This is a genomic window from Paraflavitalea pollutisoli (genome assembly GCF_029360705.1).
GTDB lineage: Bacteria > Bacteroidota > Bacteroidia > Chitinophagales > Chitinophagaceae > Paraflavitalea > Paraflavitalea pollutisoli.
The window spans coordinates 810,824-829,003 of record NZ_JARKMX010000014.1; the positions used below are offsets into that span (position 1 = coordinate 810,824).

General features: G+C 49.8%; 14 protein-coding genes. 3 read left to right on the plus strand and 11 right to left on the minus strand.

Annotated elements, in window-relative coordinates:
* Window positions 1–159: 159 nt before the first annotated feature.
* From P2W70_RS33615 to P2W70_RS33635, 5 genes are all read right to left on the minus strand, one after another.
* On the minus strand, window positions 160–2,301 hold the full coding sequence (locus tag P2W70_RS33615) for a S9 family peptidase (protein ID WP_276486004.1): 2,142 nt from the start codon (window positions 2,299–2,301) through the stop codon (window positions 160–162).
* Between the two features lie 97 nt (window positions 2,302–2,398).
* Window positions 2,399–2,887 (minus strand): VOC family protein, encoded by a 489-nt coding sequence (locus P2W70_RS33620; protein WP_276486005.1) that lies wholly within the window; start codon window positions 2,885–2,887, stop codon window positions 2,399–2,401.
* Window positions 2,888–2,976: 89 nt separating this feature from the next.
* Complete coding sequence (locus P2W70_RS33625) at window positions 2,977–3,741, minus strand: succinate dehydrogenase/fumarate reductase iron-sulfur subunit (protein ID WP_276486006.1); 765 nt, start codon at window positions 3,739–3,741, stop codon at window positions 2,977–2,979.
* Window positions 3,742–3,784: 43 nt separating this feature from the next.
* Entirely contained in the window at window positions 3,785–5,758 is a 1,974-nt protein-coding gene (locus P2W70_RS33630; RefSeq protein ID WP_276486007.1) for a fumarate reductase/succinate dehydrogenase flavoprotein subunit, read from the minus strand.
* 111 nt (window positions 5,759–5,869) lie between these two features.
* Window positions 5,870–6,577 carry a succinate dehydrogenase cytochrome b subunit gene (locus tag P2W70_RS33635; protein ID WP_276486009.1) on the minus strand — a complete coding sequence of 236 codons (708 nt, stop codon included), beginning with the start codon at window positions 6,575–6,577 and terminating at the stop codon, window positions 5,870–5,872.
* A gap of 390 nt (window positions 6,578–6,967) precedes the next feature.
* Between P2W70_RS33635 and accD the strand changes: the two genes are divergently transcribed.
* From accD to P2W70_RS33650, 3 genes are all read left to right on the plus strand, one after another.
* Window positions 6,968–7,879, plus strand: coding sequence for an acetyl-CoA carboxylase, carboxyltransferase subunit beta (gene accD / locus P2W70_RS33640; RefSeq protein WP_276486010.1), 912 nt, complete (start codon window positions 6,968–6,970; stop codon window positions 7,877–7,879).
* 76 nt (window positions 7,880–7,955) lie between these two features.
* Window positions 7,956–8,393 carry an SsrA-binding protein SmpB gene (smpB, locus tag P2W70_RS33645; protein WP_276486011.1) on the plus strand — a complete coding sequence of 146 codons (438 nt, stop codon included), beginning with the start codon at window positions 7,956–7,958 and terminating at the stop codon, window positions 8,391–8,393.
* A gap of 187 nt (window positions 8,394–8,580) precedes the next feature.
* On the plus strand, window positions 8,581–9,561 hold the full coding sequence (locus P2W70_RS33650) for a hypothetical protein (protein WP_276486012.1): 981 nt from the start codon (window positions 8,581–8,583) through the stop codon (window positions 9,559–9,561).
* A 78-nt stretch (window positions 9,562–9,639) separates the two neighbouring features.
* Here the strand turns inward: P2W70_RS33650 and P2W70_RS33655 are convergent, their stop codons facing one another.
* The 6 genes from P2W70_RS33655 to P2W70_RS33680 all read right to left on the minus strand — a co-directional run bounded on the left by P2W70_RS33655 (window position 9,640) and on the right by P2W70_RS33680 (window position 18,029).
* Window positions 9,640–10,326 carry a hypothetical protein gene (locus P2W70_RS33655; protein WP_276486013.1) on the minus strand — a complete coding sequence of 229 codons (687 nt, stop codon included), beginning with the start codon at window positions 10,324–10,326 and terminating at the stop codon, window positions 9,640–9,642.
* Between the two features lie 173 nt (window positions 10,327–10,499).
* Window positions 10,500–13,022, minus strand: coding sequence for a DNA gyrase/topoisomerase IV subunit A (locus tag P2W70_RS33660; RefSeq protein WP_276486014.1), 2,523 nt, complete (start codon window positions 13,020–13,022; stop codon window positions 10,500–10,502).
* Between the two features lie 105 nt (window positions 13,023–13,127).
* Entirely contained in the window at window positions 13,128–14,477 is a 1,350-nt protein-coding gene (locus tag P2W70_RS33665; protein WP_276486015.1) for a serine hydrolase, read from the minus strand.
* A 4-nt stretch (window positions 14,478–14,481) separates the two neighbouring features.
* Window positions 14,482–15,321 carry a DUF1835 domain-containing protein gene (locus tag P2W70_RS33670; RefSeq protein WP_276486016.1) on the minus strand — a complete coding sequence of 280 codons (840 nt, stop codon included), beginning with the start codon at window positions 15,319–15,321 and terminating at the stop codon, window positions 14,482–14,484.
* Window positions 15,322–15,327: 6 nt separating this feature from the next.
* Window positions 15,328–16,116, minus strand: a complete 789-nt coding sequence (locus P2W70_RS33675) for a class I SAM-dependent methyltransferase (RefSeq protein ID WP_276486017.1) — start codon at window positions 16,114–16,116, stop codon at window positions 15,328–15,330.
* A gap of 2 nt (window positions 16,117–16,118) precedes the next feature.
* On the minus strand, window positions 16,119–18,029 hold the full coding sequence (locus P2W70_RS33680) for a DNA topoisomerase IV subunit B (protein WP_276486018.1): 1,911 nt from the start codon (window positions 18,027–18,029) through the stop codon (window positions 16,119–16,121).
* Window positions 18,030–18,180 lie beyond the last annotated feature (151 nt).

The window sequence follows — 18,180 nt, forward strand, 5'->3', positions numbered from 1 at the left end:
GCTGTTTGCACGGTGCAGGCTGGTTATTAGCGACCTGTGTATCTAAATGACTATCAACGATCTACAGATGGGTCAAAATGACCGGTGGCGGACCTTGCAGGCCCGCCACCGCTTGTATATTCTTTCCGGGCGCCCTGGCGCCCGATAAATCACCGCACTTTACTCGACTTTTCCTTCCAGTGCCAGGTAAAAGGCGTAGCGCAGTGCCACATCTTTCAGGTAGTCGAAACGGCCAGAGGCGCCACCGTGACCGGCTTCCATGTTGATTTTGAACAACAGGATGTTTTTGTCCGTCTTCAGTTCCCGCAGCCTGGCCACCCATTTGGCAGGCTCGAAATACTGTACCTGCGAATCGTGCAGCCCGGTGGTTACCAGCAGGTTGGGATATGCCTTTTTCTCTACATTGTCGTAGGGCGAATAGGTTTTGATATAGGCGTATTCGGCACTATCCGCCGGATTGCCCCATTCTTCATATTCCCCGGTGGTCAGGGGAATGCTGGCGTCCGACATGGTAGTGATCACATCTACAAACGGTACATCGGCCACCACACCTTTCCAAAGATCGGGACGCAGGTTGGTGATCGCCCCCATCAGCAGGCCACCGGCACTGCCGCCATTGGCGTAGAGATGTTCCTTTACGGTGTATTTCTCTTTGATCAGGAATTCAGCTGCGTCGATGAAATCGAAGAAGGTATTTTTCTTGTGGAAAAGGTGACCATTGTCATACCATTGGCGACCCAATTCCTGACCACCCCGCACGTGAGCGATGGCATATACAAAACCACGGTCGAGCAGGCTGATCACATTACTGTTGAAGCCCGGGTTGGTACTGGAGCCATACGAGCCATACGCATACAGCAAGAGTGGATTGCTGCCATCTTTCTGCATGCCTTTTTTGTACACCAGTGATACGGGCACCTTCACGCCATCACGCGCAGTGGCCCAGATACGTTCGGAAGCATACTCTTCTTTCTTGAAGCCACCCAATACCTCTGTTTGTTTCTTTAATTCCCGTTGTTGTGTATCCATGTTGAAATCATAGATCGATGCCGGTGTGGTCATCGACGTATAAGACAAGCGCAGCACATTGGTATTGTAGTCGGGGTTGACGTTTACATAAGAACTGTATACTGCCTCATCAAACGGAATATAATAATCCTTTTTAGCCGTCTGGTTGATGACCCTGATCTGGTTGAGCGCATCTTTTACCTCTCCCAGCACCAGGTGATCCTTGAATAGGGTTAGGGAAGAGATGTACACGTCATTGCGGTGGGCAATCACTTCTTTCCAATTTTCGCGGCCGGTCTTTCCTTCCGGTGTTTCCATCAGGCGGAAATTGGGCGCATTCCAGTCGGTCAGCACATAGAATTTATCGTTGTAGTGTTCGATGCTGTATTGCAGGTTGTTCTCTCTGGGTTGAAATACCACGAAGTTGCCCGTTGGGTTGGTGGCCTCGATCAACCGGTATTCACTCGACACCTGGTTCATATCCGATACGATGCTCACATACTTTTTCGATTTGGTACGGAATACGCCGATATAGAACCGGTTGTCTTTTTCTTCAAACACCAGTACATCCTGTTTGGGATCGGTGCCCAGTACGTGGCGCCATACCTGGTAGCCCAATAAGGTTTTCACGTCTTTGCGCACGTAGAAAAAGGTCTTGTTGTCGGCCGCCCAAGCCAGGTCGCCCCCTTCCACATTGGGAATCGTTTCAGGATACACGTCACCAGTCACCAGGTTTTTGAAGCGCAGGCCGTACAGGCGACGACTTACGGAATCGGCGGTAAAGGCCAGTAGTTCGTTGTTGTCGCTGACGGAGCGGCCACCTACTGAATAGTATTTGAAGCCTTCGGCCATTTTATTCTGATCGAGCATAATCTCTTCGGAAGCTTCGAGGGTTTCTTTCTTGCGGCAGAAGATGGGATATTGCTTGCCTTCCTCAAAGCGGGAATAATACCAATAGCCATTGTTCTTGAAGGGCAGCGACTCGTCTTTCTCTTTGATGCGTCCCTTCATTTCTGCAAACAGTTTGTCCTGTAGTGCCTTGGTACCACTCATCATGGTATCGAGGTAGGCGTTCTCTGCTTTGAGGTAGTCGATCACTTGGGGATTCTCGCGCTCGTTGAGCCAGTAGTAGTCATCGATACGGGTATCGCCGTGTGCCTTGAATTCTTTAGGGTGTTTATCTGCCACCGGAGGCGTCACGCCTTCGGGCCATTTGTAGGAGTGCATAGTCTGTGAAGATTGATTACAAGCTGTAAAAGCTACAGCTGTGATGAAGAGCCATCTTTTATTCATGCAGCAGTTTTTATGGCTCTGAAAATACTCATTTGTGCAACTGCTTGTATTACCTTTTGTGTAATGGGGCAAAATTACCTAAAACCATTAATGACCTTTATTGATCAGCTTCTGCCAGTAATCCTTCCACATCGAGGTGTTCGGTTACCATGTGCAGGTTGCCCGCTGCATCGAGTGGCCACTGTTCGCGGGGCTTATCCCAGTACAGCTCTACCCCATTGCCGTCGGGATCGTCGAGGTAGATGGCTTCCGATACGCCATGGTCTGACAAGCCGGTGAGCGGATATTTTGCCGCGATGAGGCGCTGCAGGATATTGGCAAGGTCTTTCCGGGTTGGGTAAAGAATGGCCGTATGAAAAAGACCGGCCGTATTGCGGGGCGCTGGTGGCCCGTCCTTGCTGTACCAGGTATTGAGGCCGATGTGGTGGTGGTAACCGCCGGCAGACACAAATACTGCCTGGGTACCATAGCGTTGCATGATCTCGAACCCCAGCAGGTCGTGGTAAAAGCCGAGTGCCCGGTCGAGGTCGGCCACCTTGAGGTGTATGTGCCCGATGCGTGTTTGTGAAGGTACTTTGTAGTCCATGTGGTAAGATAACAAGGATCGGGATAGAAAGGTTGGGGCACAAAAAAACCGGCCAGTTGGCCGGTTTCAATGAACTATTGATTGGACGATTACTTGTCGACAGTCAAACCAGCACGCAGGTACTCGCTGTTGAGGCGGGCAATATTGCTGATGGAGATCTCTTTGGGACAAACCGCTTCGCAGGCGCCGGTATTGGTACAGCCGCCAAACCCTTCTTTATCGAGCTGGGCAACCATGTTGAGGGCACGGTCTTTACGCTCGGGATCACCTTGTGGCAGCAGGGCGAGGTGACTCACCTTGGCCGACAGGAAGAGCATCGCGGAGCTGTTCTTACAGGAAGCTACGCAGGCGCCACAACCGATACAAGCCGCATTGGCAAATGCCAGGTCAGCCTTGTCTTTCTCGATGGGCATAGCGTTCGCATCTACCGCATTACCGGTATTGACGGAGATATAACCACCCGCCTGTATGATGCGATCGAACGCCGAGCGGTCGACCATGAGGTCCTTGATAACAGGGAATGCCTTGGCTCTCCAGGGTTCTACCACGATGGTATCGCCATCTTTGTAGGCGCGCATGTGGAGCTGGCAGGTGGTATTGGCTTCCCAGGGTCCGTGCGGACGGCCATCGATATACATGGAGCAGGCACCGCAGATACCTTCCCGGCAATCATGGTCAAAAGTGATGGGGTCTCTTCCTTCGCGGATCAGTTCTTCGTTGAGTACGTCGAACATTTCGAGGAAGGACATTTCGGAGGAGATGTTCTTTACCTGGTAGGTTTCAAATTGTCCCCTATCATCCTTATTCTTTTGTCTCCAGACCTTGAGGGTCAGATTCATATTGTAATGCTCCATAGTATATTATTAAAGACCGGGTAAGAGATTTCTATTGTTTCGATTATTTGTAGGAACGTTGAGTAGGCTTGGCCACTTCAAACTTGAGTTCTTCTTTGTGCAGCTCCCAGTTGCTGACGGCTTTGAATTCCCAGGCTGCTACATACTGAAAGTTCTCATCGTCACGCATGGCTTCGCCTTCTTCTGTTTGCGACTCTTCGCGGAAGTGTCCACCACAGCTTTCGCGGCGATTAAGGGCATCTTTACACATCAGTTCGCCCAGTTCGATGAAGTCGGCTACGCGGTTGGCTTTGTCGAGCTCAGGATTCATTTCCTTGATATCGCCGGGGATACGTACATCGCTCCAGAACTCTTTGCGGAGTTGCTGGATCTCGACGATCGCTTCCTGCAAGCCTTTTTCGTTACGGGCCATACCGCACTTGTCCCACATGATCTTTCCAAGACGCTTGTGGAAGCTTTCTACGGTTTGTTTACCCTTGATTTTCATCAGTGTTTCGATACGCTCGCGCACTTCCTTTTCGGCTGCTTCGAAAGCAGGATCGGTCGTGGGTATGGGCTTGGTGCGGATATCGTCGGCGAGGTAATTACCAATGGTGTAAGGGATAACGAAGTAACCATCGGCCAGACCTTGCATCAGGGCAGAAGCACCGAGGCGGTTGGCACCGTGGTCGCTGAAGTTGGCCTCACCGAGGCAATATAAACCAGGTACGGTGGTCATCAGTTCATAATCGACCCAGAGGCCACCCATGGTGTAGTGCACCGCTGGATAGATACGCATGGGGATCTCGTACGGGTTTTCGCCGGTGATCTTTTCGTACATGTCGAACAGGTTACCGTACTTGGCCTTTACAACGGCCATACCTTGTTTGCGAATGGTATCCGCATCGGGATTGTTGATACCGAGTTTGCGGCATTCGATCTTTCCATAACGGTCGATGGCATCGGCGTAATCGAGGTACACCGCTTGTTTGGAAGTACCTACGCCATAGCCGGCATCGCAACGCTCTTTGGCAGCCCTGGAAGCCACGTCACGTGGTACCAGGTTACCGAAGGCGGGATATCTTCTTTCAAGGTAATAATCTCTTTCGTCTTCGGGGATCTCGCTGGCTTTGCGGCTATCGCCCTGTTTCTTAGGCACCCAGATACGACCATCATTACGCAAGCTCTCCGACATCAGGGTCAGCTTGGATTGGTGATCACCACTCACCGGGATACAGGTAGGGTGGATCTGTGTGTAGCAGGGGTTGCCGAAGAAAGCGCCTTTTACGTGTGCTTTCCAGGCGGCGGTCACGTTGCTACCCATCGCATTGGTAGACAGGTAGAATACGTTGCCGTATCCACCGGTACACAGCAATACGGCGTGTCCGAAATGACGCTCCAGTTCTCCGGTTACGAGGTTACGGGCAATGATCCCTCTCGCCTTGCCGTCGATCTTCACGATATCGAGCATTTCATGGCGGGAATACTGTGTTACGTTACCGAGTGCGATCTGACGTTCCTGGGCCTGGTAGGCGCCTATCAATAACTGCTGACCGGTTTGACCGGCCGCGTAGAATGTTCTTTGTACCTGTGTACCACCAAATGAACGGTTGCTGAGCAAGCCACCATATTCGCGGGCGAAGGGAACACCTTGTGCCACGCATTGGTCGATGATGTTGGCACTGACTTCTGCCAGACGGTGTACGTTGCCTTCACGGGCGCGGTAGTCACCACCTTTTACGGTATCATAAAACAACCGGAAGGTAGAGTCGCCATCATTCTGATAGTTCTTGGCAGCGTTGATACCGCCCTGAGCGGCAATGGAGTGTGCACGACGGGGAGAATCCTGGAAACAGAAGGTCTTCACTTTGTAGCCCAACTCGCCGAGTGCCGCCGCCGCGGAGGCGCCGGCCAATCCTGTTCCTACGATAATGATCTCGATGTGACGTTTATTGGCCGGGTTGACCAGCTTACAATGTCCTTTGTAATCTGTCCACTTGTTATCTAAAGGACCGGCTGGAATTTTTGAGTTCAACATATAACCAGTTTATGGTTTTTCTGATGTAGTTATTTTGTTTGCGCCGTCTGGTGTTCTACAACAGGGGCGCTATGGCATTTGTTGTGCGTAGGTGTAGGTTTCGGGGGAGCATTAGTTTTCCCAACCGATCCAGCCGAAATAGATGGCAATCGGCATCAGTGCAAAAATGAGCGGCACGATGATGGAGAAACCCAGGCCGATGCTGTTGATCAGGATCAGGTAGCGTTTGTTGTACACACCCAATGTTCTGAAGGCGCTCTGGAAGCCGTGTGCCAGGTGGTAAGCCAGGGAAATGCAACCGATGAGGTACAGGATCACAATGATGGGATTACCCTGGAATACTTCGAGCATTTTGGCGAACAGGTCGTGGTGCTCGGGATTATAGTGTGCTTCGGGGAGGCCGGTGATCCGGGAAGGAACCCAGAAGTGAGAAATGTGCATGATGAGGAACAACAACAGCAGGGTACCGAGCAGGGCCATGGAGCGGCTGTACCATTTGCTTCCCTTGTTGCCCATTTGTTTGGCATAACCAACACCGCGACGGGCGCGGTTCTGTACTTCCACCATATATCCCTGTACGATGTGCAGGATGATGAAAGCGAAGAGGCCGATCTCGAGTGCGCGCGGCACCCAGTTAGATCCCATGAAGTGGGCTGCTCTGTTAAACATTTCACCGTCATCGGTTGGGTCGAAGAAATCGGCAAACATGCAGGCATTGAGCCCCACGTGCACGATCAGGAAGAGGACCAAAAAAAGACCCGTTAAGCTCATTACCAGTTTTTTACCAATGGAGGACGTAAAGAAGGCAGACCATTTCATCGTTTAAGTATTTCCTTTTAGCCAGATGGACTCCGTGTTCCATCACAAATGTTAATATGTCTTTGGCGAGGTCTCAGGATGATTTTGGAGAATCCATCCATGAGGCACATTGATCTATCAGACTGATTTCGACGCAAAAATAACGCAGCAAGGTGAAATATCATATTTCGGTAAAAAATTTCCTGCTTTATATACAATTCGTGGCAACATTTCGTTATACGTGATACACTTTGCTAATATCAGTTTACGTTTTATCTTTTTCACTGTAATAATGACACGTTTTATTGTTGAAGCAAGGCGCTCGGATTTACCTGATTCTCTGCGCACTTTCCACTGTAGTTCTTGCACTTATTGTAAAATTCATATCTTAGCCCCCTTAAAATCGACCTAATGAAGCAAGAAGAGGATTTTGAGGCCAATCTGGCAGGGGAAGAAGGACAGAGCGAAGAAACGAAGTCAAGTTGGTTCAAACGGATCAAGAAGGGGATTCTCACCAGTACCGCCGACAAAAAAGAAACGCCCGAAGGTCTCTGGAGCAAATGTCCGGAATGCGGTTATATCTGTACCGTCACGGAGCTCCGGGAGAATCTTTTTGTGTGCCCTAAATGTAGTTATCACCATCGTATTGGCAGCTCGGAATATTTTGATGTGATCTATGACGAAGACCAGTACGAAATTTTATTCGAGAACATCCGCAGCAAGGACTTTCTGCATTTCACCGATCTCAAATCCTATGAGAAGCGATTGCAGGAAACCTGGGCCAAGACCGATATTACAGACAGTATCCGGATAGCCAGGGGTAAGATCAAATCGCACGAGCTGGTCATTGGCTGTATGGACTTCGAGTTCATCGGCGGATCACTGGGTAGTGTCATGGGAGAACGTATTGCACGGGCAGCGGATATCTGCCTCGAACACAAGATTCCCCTGATGATCATTTGTAAATCGGGAGGTGCCCGTATGATGGAGAGCGCCTTTTCACTGATGCAGCTGGCCAAGGTATCGGGCAAGCTGTCGCAGTTGACGGATGCCGGCATTCCTTATATATCTTTCCTAACGGATCCTTCCTTTGGTGGTATCTCGGCGTCTTTTGGTATGCTGGGTGACCTGAACATTGCCGAGCCGGGCGCCCTGATCGGGTTTGCCGGTCCGCGTGTAATCAAGGAGACGATCAAGAAAGACCTGCCCGAAGGTTTCCAGCGTAGTGAATTCCTGCTGGAACATGGGTTTCTGGATTTCATCGTACACCGTAAGGATCTGCGCGATAAGCTGGCTACCTTACTTGGATTATTCAAGCATTAAGCAATCATATTTCATTACGAAGCCAGCATTCTTAGAGGAATGCTGGCTTCGTACTAATAGTTAGAGAACGTTTTTCATGGCTGATATACGCAACAAGGCGGCATTCCACGAGTATTTCATCGAAGACAAATACGATGCAGGCCTTGTATTGCTGGGCACAGAAGTAAAATCACTACGTGCCGGCAGGGCCAGTTTTAACGACAGCTATTGCTTTTTTCATAAAAGTGAACTGTGGATCAAAAGTCTGCACATTGCGGAATACTCACATGGCGTGGGCAACAACCACAACCCCGTACGGGAAAGAAAGCTTTTACTGCAAAAGAAAGAGTTGCGCAAGATAGAAGCCAAGATGAAAGAAAAGGGCTACACCATCGTGCCCCTGCGTATCTTCTTCAACGAAGGTGGTCTCGCCAAGATCGAGATCGGATTGGGCAAGGGTAAAAAGCTCTATGACAAACGGGAAACGATCAAGCAACGCGACAATGACCGGGAAATGAAACGGTTTATAAAATAACTATATTCCCAGGCTTATGGGCCAGTACCACTGGTTATTCTTCTCCCCCGACCATCCCCTATCCTACTACCTCCTTTCCTCCTGAACCACCCACTGCCAACTGCAGCGTCCAACGGTATAGACCTGATTGTGGTTACCATTTGGCAGCTTCCGGATTTGGCTTGATTTTTTCTCCTTAAATTCACGTATGTTGAAACAAACACTTCTCTTTGTATCACTGCTGGCAGCCCAATATGCCGGTGCCCAGACGTTGACGGGCGCCTGGTTTGGCAGGGCCGATGTGGTCAACCAGGGTTCGCAAAACAATTACCTGACCGAGTTTATCCTGAAACAGAAAGGCGATGAAGTAGAAGGCATCTTTGGCTATTATTTCAAAGACAGCTACCAAAGTTTCTTTGTACGCGGAACGTACAACAAAACGACCCGCGAAGTGTCGATACCTGGCCTTACCATGTTCCACTACAGTTCTTCCACCCGTGGTGGCATCGAATGCCCCATGAATTTTTCCGGTAAGCTGATGGTAAGCCAGGCCAAGAGTACCCTGAGCGGCTCTTTCATAACAGAACCGAAATACAAATATACCTGCCCCGAACTACGTACCACTTTCACGCTCGATATCGAGCAAGACCCTACCCTGGCGATGAGCAGCCCCGGTCGCAAATTCTGGCAACCGCAGCAAGAGGATGTGATCGTGTCGAATGGACCTACCCCCGAAAGCCAGCCAGTAGTGACGGCAGCGGTCGTAGTGGCCGACTCGATCGTGGCCAAGCCGGTCGATATGAAGGAAGCCGAGAAGCAAAAGCTGGTAGAAAAATTCGACAACCGTAAAAACGTATTCCTGCAGGAAATAGATATCGAGAGTGATTCGATCCGCGTCAGTTTTTATGACAATGGCGATATCGATGGCGATACCATCAGTGTATTGCTCAATAAAACCCCGATCCTGATGAAGCAGGAGCTGAGTTCACGGGGTGTCACCATTTATGTGGCCATGACCGATAAACGCCCGGTAAGTGAGATCAGCATGTTTGCCGACAACCTCGGTAAGTTTCCGCCCAATACGGCCCTGATGGTCGTGACCGACGGTATACACCGGTATGAAATTTACATGTCGAGTACCCTCAGCCAGAATGCAACCGTCAAGCTCCGGAGGAAGAAGCGACCATAAATGAACATGACTGAACCATATTAAAAAGGCCTGGCATATTCCGCCAGGCCTTTTCTATAGTTGTATATGCTTCGTATCCTATTTGATGCTGTACTCCGTCAGGTTGGAAACAGACTTCAGCCCCCCGGTCATGATGGGATCTCCATTGGATTCTATTTGTATGATACCTATATTCTTGGCAATGTAAAATTCATAGGTAATGAATGGCAACTTACCGAATACCGGCATATCATACGAAAGAATCAGGCTGGTGTGTATCACATCTTTGAAGGTGTTTGCTCCTACCTTATGCGTGATCCCCTTCTCTACAATGGATCCATTGATATAGCCAACAGTCCCATTGGCCCTGACAGCCTCGTGCTCCCAGGAATAGCCAATAGCGGCGGTATCATTCAGGTGCATCATCGTGATGTTGAGGGTAACACCCGTGCTGGGTGCCACTGCAGACTGAAACGTGTAGTACTCATGATCTTTGCGGCCAAAAAAACCTTCCTGTACACCAGGTACACCTACTGCCGTAACCTGCGCCATGACATAATTAATGCCGTTCATCACCTTTGTTTGGTCGGTGCAGGTCATGAGGGTTTCTCTGTTAAAGGCTCCCGTCTCCTTGTATTTCCAATAGCTGCCTTTAGAGGTAGGTTGGTAATTGCCCCCGCCATCGGCGCCTGTGCCACTACCATTACCGACTTCAAAACTACCTTCCTTTTTACAGCTGGTCAGGAGAGCGATGGCCACCAGGAGGCCAAGCAGTACTTTATTCATGATCTGAGTACAAGGGTTTTATGGGTGATGGGCTTCCGGGATTTCCCGGCTAAATAAAACTACGACAATAACGTCAACCAACACCTAATAATTGTTCCTATTCATCAAACGGGCCACCTGAAATCCAGGTGGCCCGTTGATTAAATATTATAGATCGATTGAATACTGTTGATCTAAAACAATTCCGGCTGATCAGATTCGGTTTCCTTGATCTCCTTCATGGTCCACTCAAACTCGGTACTCTTGGTGAAATCGGCCAGTTTGATGCCTACCGCTTTCCAGCCCATCGTTTCTACAAAACCGGCGATCTTGACTTTCTGGGTACGGGCCTGTGTACCACGGCCCGACTTGATCAATACGATCGGTTCCGGGTGGGTGGTCACGGCTTCCAGGAAGTTACCGTCGCCCTCTTTGATGAACATGAACTTGTTGTTGAGCGTCGTCGTCTCGATTTTGAAACGCTTGATATTGAACTGCTGTTTGTCGTTGTCGAGATAGATGGCCGTAACGATCTTGTCGGGGTTGAACTTTTCGATCTCGATCACCTGATCCGGATCAAACTTGCGCGTCAACTCCTGATCGGCAATCTGGTAAGTACCATCTTTGTACATGACCAGCAGCCTGTCTTCCGGCTGGAAGCTACCCAGGTATTCGCCTTTGGCTTCTGTGGACAGACGGCCAAACTGATCATCGAACCAAAGTTTTCTACCACCCAGGGTAGAGCGGCCCGCTTCCTTGAACTTGACATTCTTGACGGGATATTTGGTCACCTGGTTGCCCATGCTGCTACGGTTCTTGATCTCCAGCTCTTCGAAGGCAAAGTCAAACTCTTTATTACGCGCAGAGCTGTTGGGGTTCAGTACCACTTTCACGATCTCGGCTTCTCCATTGGCGTTGGCCGTAAAATAAAGCACTTTGCTCTTTTCGCCCCCCTTGGTGAGGTCGTATTCCTTATCGCGGGTAATGCCTGTTACATTGAAGCGTTTGGCGAACACAATGCCCGACTTGCTGTCTACATACATCATGTTGTAGGTAGTACGTTCATCGTTCTTCTGGAATACCGCAATGTGGATGATGTCTTTACCGATGAATACCTTGTCGGCCACCTTGACGATCTTCATCTTACCGGCTTTGGTAAAGACAATGATATCATCGAGGTTCGATACATCGGCTACGAATTCATCTTTCTTGAGGCCCGAGCCCACAAAACCATCGGCTTTGTTGACGTAGAGTTTGATATTGGCAATCGCTACCTGCTTGGCCTGGATGGCTTCGAAAAGCTTCACCTCGGTCTTGCGTTCGCGCCCTTTGCCATATTTCTTTTGCAACCCTTCGTAGTAAGCCACCGTGAAGTCGACCAGGTTGTTGAGGTCGCTCTTTACCTGCTTGATCTCTTTCTCCAGGCCCCTGATCTGCTCGTTGAGTTCGTCGATATCCAGTTTATAGATACGGCGTACAGGCTTTTCAGTCAGCTTGACGATGTCTTCGCGGGTGATATCCCTGCGCAATTGCTTGCGGAATGGTTCGAAGGCTTTGGCGATGGCGCCCAGTACCTTCTCCCAGGTTTCGTGACGTTTCTCCAACTCTTTATAGATCTTTTCTTCGAAGAAGATCTTTTCGAGTGAGGTGTAGTGCCATTTCTCCTGCAGTTCGGCCAGCTTGATCTCCAATTCACGACGCAGCAGGTCCTTGGTCTTCTCTACCGACAGGCGGAGCAACTCATGCACACCGAGGAATACGGGCTTCTTATCGACGATCACACAGGCGTTGGGTGATATGCTCACTTCACAATCGGTGAAGGCATACAGTGCATCGATGGTGATATCGGGCGAAATGCCGGGTGCGAGATCCACCTGGATCTCCACTTCGGCCGCTGTATTATCGGTTACTTTTTTGATCTTGATCTTACCCTGATCGTTGGCCTTTACGATAGAGTCCATCAGTGCCGCGGTGGTTACACCGTAGGGCACATCCTTGATCAGGAGGGTCTTTTTATCAAACTCTTCAATGTGCGCGCGTACACGTACCCTACCGCCGCGCTTTCCTTCGTTGTAGTTGGAAGCATCGATCATACCGCCTGTGAGGAAGTCGGGCAGCAGCTCGAACTTTCTGCCACGCAGGTATTTGATCGCAGCGTCGATGATCTCGTTGAAGTTGTGTGGTAATATTTTGGTGGCCAACCCTACTGCAATCCCTTCGGCACCCTGTGCCAGCAGCAACGGGAACTTCATGGGGAGGGTGACCGGTTCGTTCTTACGACCGTCGTAACTGAGCGCCCAATCGGTGGTCTTCGCATTGAAGGCTACATCGAGGGCAAATTTGCTGAGACGCGCTTCGATATAACGGGCAGCAGCGGCGTCATCGCCGGTACGCACATCACCCCAGTTACCCTGGGTATCGATGAGCAGGTCTTTTTGTCCCATATTCACCAGGGCATCGCCGATACTGGCGTCACCATGGGGATGGTATTGCATGGCCTGTCCGATGATGTTGGCTACCTTGTTGTAGCGTCCATCATCCATTTCTTTCATAGCGTGCAGGATACGCCGTTGTACGGGTTTCAATCCGTCTTCGACGGCCGGTACGGCTCTTTCGAGGATTACATAGGAAGCATAATCGAGGAACCAGGTTTTGTACTGGCCGGTCAACCCGCTGTCGAGGTTGAATGCCTGCTCGTTTATTTTTGATTTTGCCATAGATCTGTTTTATGCTGACGCCGCCACTCAGGATGCTGACGAGACGCCAGACTTGTTTTTGCCAATGCTACCCAGGTGTGTATCGCCAAACTTGACTCCCCCCAGTTACTTAATCTTTTTTGCTTCTTTCTTGCCTCCCTGGTCCCAGATCAATCCGGTTACCGTGCCATCGGTGCCGCGCACAAACTCGGCAGAAGCCTCCACTACTTTCAAGAAAAACTTCTTCTCCGATTCAGCATACAGGTCAAATTCCGGTTGCCCTGTCGCTCTTACTTTCAGGGCATTGTTCTGCACCCGGATGGTGAGTATAAATCCTGGTGCCAGTTCGTAATCACCAGCATACTGCTGTAACACCGCCGGATCTACTGGTAGCACGATCTTTTCTTTCGGAATATCGTACGACCTGTTGTTGAGGATGGCCAATATACCGCGGCTGATCTTTTCCAGCGATCCGGTGTTCATGTTGCAAAGCAGGATGACACAACAGTCATCCGCCGGAATACGGGTAAACAGGGTGTTGAATCCAAAGATGCCACCACCATGCTGCACCAGGCGTTTGCCGTAAATCGAGTCGATCTCCCAACCATACCCATAGTTGCTGAGGAAAGGCGTATAGGCCCTTTCCAGCGAAGCAGCCTTGATGGTCGCATTATTCAGGAGGCCCTTGTGCCAGGCCCACATATCGTTGACCGTCGCATACAAAGCGCCGGCTGCATAGGAGGCTGTAGAATCGACGATGGCGCCAGGTATTTTCAGTTGCTCTTTGTAAGTTGTATAGCCGGTTGCTTTATCGGGACTTTGCAGGTGCGTAAAATCAAAACCACTGTGCGTCATCCCCAGGGGAGTCAGTATCCGCTCGTGCATCATCTGCTCATAGGTTTTGCCCGTTACCTTTTCAATGATGTATCCCAGCAACATATAACCCGAGTTGCTATAACTGTACTTCGAGCCGGAGGTAAACCCGAGCGGCTTGTCTTTGAACAGCGAGATGATCTTTTCGTGGGTGGCAGGTTTGGTCGCCTCTGCGTTCATGAACCTGCCATCGTTGGTATAGTTGAAGATGCCGGAAGTATGGGTAAGCAGGTTTTCGATCGTTATCGAATCGGCCCAGGATAGTTCCGGAAAGTATTTGCTTAATTTATCTTTTACCGACAGCTTCTTTTGCTCTTCCAGTTGGAGGATAAGGGCAGCGGTAAATTGTTTGGTGACGGAGCCCATCTGGTAGATGGTGTTCACATCATTGTACGTGCTGTCTTTTACGCTCTTCATGCCATACCCCTTACTGATCACCACCTGGCCCTTGTTGACGACGAGCAGGGTGCCATTAAAGTTGTATTGGCGTGCATAAGCATTCACCAGCTCATTGATGCGGTCGGCATCGCTTTGAGCGGTGGCGGGGTGGCTGCAGGCAAACTGCAGTACCACGATCAGTAAAAGCCAGCACCTGCGTGTCATGTTGTTATGGGTTGGAGGTTGTTTCGGCCAGTTGCGCGGCTTTGTTCTTCACTTCAAATTCTTTCATGAACTTCACATAGCCCTGTACATCGTACCCACCGGCGGCGATCATTGACTTCAGTCGCCAAAGCATATAGGCATCTCCTGTGGTTTGCTTGTTTTTACTCAGGAACTGGCTGATGATCTTGGATCCCTTTTGCCAGTCATTGGTGATGTATTTCTTCAGGTCTTCATCGTAATAATCGTACCCATGCTGACCCAGCTTCTTGCCACCTTCCAACAGGCGTACGCCTTTGTCTTCCTGTTGCAGTTTGGCCCATTCATCGGGATCCACTTCAAACTCACTCAGCGTGATCTGCCTGGCCAGCTTTTTGGCTTTCAGGAACTCTTTGGGTGGAATGACATGCAGCCATTCGGGATAAAAGATCAGCCCTTTTTCATTGATGAAAGGCAGGTTGTTGAGGTACAGGATGAACAGCCTGCCCTGGAAATCTTTCAACTGGCTCATGAGCCAATAGTAGCCACTTACATCGTGTTTATTCTGTGCCGCCCAGATGTAAACGATCTCCGCCGGATCGTTTTTTAATTTTTCGATCAGGTCGGCTACCAATTTGTTATCGTCGACGGATCCATCGTCTATTTTATTTTCAAAATCGCCTCCCGCCAATACATCGCGCCACCACTGTTTGCGGGCCTCGATGCCTTCAACGGTATAGATACCCACCAGGGGGCCTACCGCATAGTCATCTTTCACCTGCCACACCTCGCCTTCCAGGGAAGGATCAAGCTCTATGGCTTTCTTCAGTACATCTACATCAGCTTCGTTGAACACTATATGGATCATGGTCTCTTATTTCTGTTCTGGTGTAATGAGGTAATAAACGCAGGTCGTTACAAAGTTGCGTACCCAGGGTATGTGCCGGATGATGGCAAATTGTTGTCTGGGCTTCCATCCGAATTTGTATTCATAGATGGGGTTGATCAGGTAGTGTGTAACGGCGCTGATCCGGTAGCCTGTTTGCCGTACGATCTTCTCAAAACGTTCGATGGTGATCTGCGTATCCCGGATCTCCATCATCTCCTCGACGTTCTCGTTCTTGCGCGTGAGCAGGTAACGGTAAATACCACGTGGCAGCAGGTGATACCAGGGCAGCTTGCTGAGCCATTTGTTCTTACAGATCTGCTGGTGGCCACCGAATGGCATTTGCCAGGGCGGAAACCCAAAGAAGATAACTCCGTTGGGCGTCAGCAATCTTTTCATTTCCGCGATCAGCTTGGGCTGGTCGTGAATATGCTCGATCACATCCTTGAGGATGATGATGTCAAACTTACCACCGAGTTCCTCTACCTCTACTTTATAAATATCCTTGTCGATGTATTTTACTTTGCCTGCCTCGACATAATCTTTCGTCCATTGGGCCGCATGTACGAGCCGCGTTGCATCGAACTCCACTCCTACACCGGTGCATCCTCTTTCCAGAAAAGCAAACAGTACACCCGCTTCTCCACAACCGATCTCCAGCACCCGTTGCCCAGGTAGTATCGTGAATCCCCGCTCTATAAACGGTATAACAAACCGTACAGTATTGTCGCGTTGTATATCGAAATATCGTTTCCGGTCGGCGTGAAATTCAAACATGGTTAGTCTTTCTTTTCTTCTTCTCCCTCACCAATCAGGTCAAGCTCTACTTTCAGGTTATCGATGATGAACTCCTGGCGTTCCTGTGTATTCTTACCCATGTAATATTCCAGCAACTGCTGAATGTGCTCGCCCTGTTCGATGATCACGGGTTCCTTGCGCATGTCTACACCGATGAAACGGGCAAACTCGTCGGGTGAGATCTCTCCCAAACCTTTGAAGCGCGTGATCTCGGGTTTGGCGCCGAGTTTCTTCATGGCTTTCTGTTTCTCTACCTCGTCGTAACAATAGATCGTCTCTTGTTTGTTACGTACACGGAACAAAGGCGTCTCGAGGATGTATACGTGTCCGTTCTTTACCAGGTCGGGGAAGAACTGCAGGAAGAAGGTCATCAGCAGCAGGCGGATGTGCATCCCGTCAACATCAGCATCGGTAGCGATGACGATATTGTTAAAGCGCAATCCTTCGTATCCTTCTTCGATATTAAGAGCGTGTTGCAGCAGGTTGAACTCTTCGTTTTCGTAAACCACTTTTTTGGTAAGACCAAAACAGTTGAGTGGTTTACCGCGCAAGCTGAATACCGCTTGTGTTTCTACGCTGCGTGCCTTGGTGATGGAACCGCTCGCTGAATCACCTTCGGTAATAAAAATGGTGCTTTCCTTTTGCTTCTCGAGTACCTTATCCTTGTCTTTGCCGGTGGCTTCGTCATTGAGGTGGTAACGGCAGTCACGCAGCTTGCGGTTGTGCAGGTTAGCTTTCTTGGCGCGCTCGTTGGCCAGTTTCTTGATACCGGCCAGTTCCTTGCGTTCACGCTCACTCTGCTCGATCCGTTTCTTCAACGCTTCGGCTGTAGTAGGATTGCGGTGCAGGAAGTTGTCGAGCTCCTTCATGAGGAAGTCACTGATGAAGTTCCGCATCGTAGGGCCGTTTTCAAACACCACCTGCGAGCCAAGTTTGGTCTTGGTCTGGCTTTCGAATACGGGCTCCTGTACACGGACAGAGACGGCGGCGCAAATAGAACCACGGATATCAGCCGCATCATAGTCTTTCTTGAAGAACTCGCGGATGGTCTTTACAAACCCTTCGCGGAAGGCCGCCAGGTGTGTACCGCCCTGGGTGGTATACTGGCCATTGACGAACGAGTAGTATTCTTCTCCGTATTGATTTTCGTGGGTGATGGCTACTTCGATATCTTCTCCCTTGAGGTGAATAACGGGGTAGCGCAATTCATCTTCATTGGTCTTCCGTTGCAGGAGGTCGAGCAGACCGTTCTTGCTCACGTATTTCTTCCCATTGAAGTTGATAACGAGCCCCGCGTTGAGGTAGCAGTAGTTCCACAATTGTCCGTCGAGGTATTCGGGGATGTAGTGGAAATTCTTGAAGATCGTGTCATCGGGAATAAAGGATACCATGGTACCGTTTTCCTCGGTGGTTTTTGCTTCCTTGTGTTCTTTGGAAAGTACACCCCGTTCAAATTCGGCCGTCTTTTCTTTTCCTTCGCGGTAAGCGGTCACTTTGAAGTAGTTGCTGAGGGCGTTGACCGCCTTGGTACCCACCCCGTTCAATCCGACGCTCTTCTGGAAGGCTTTGCTGTCGTATTTGGCGCCCGTATTGATCTTGCTCACTACGTCGACCACTTTGCCCAGGGGGATACCCCGGCCATAGTCGCGTATGGTCACGGTTTTATCTTCGATCTTGATCTCGACGTTTTTACCATAGCCCATGGTGTGCTCATCGATACAGTTATCGATCACTTCTTTTATTAATACATAGATACCGTCATCCGGACTACTGCCATCGCCGAGTTTCCCGATGTACATACCGGGTCGGAGACGGATGTGTTCGCGCCAATCGAGGCTTCGGATCGAGTCTTCGGTGTATTCAAACAGGTTGCTGTCTTTTTCTTTTGCCATTCTATACAATATTGGTTATCAAGGGAATCCATTACCTGTCTCCGTTCAATCCGGGGTAGGCAATCCCCTGCTCCCTATTTCAGGAACGGGCAAATATAGGAAAAGCGCGTCAGAAGGAGCCGGACGGAAATATTAACGATTTGTGGAAAAA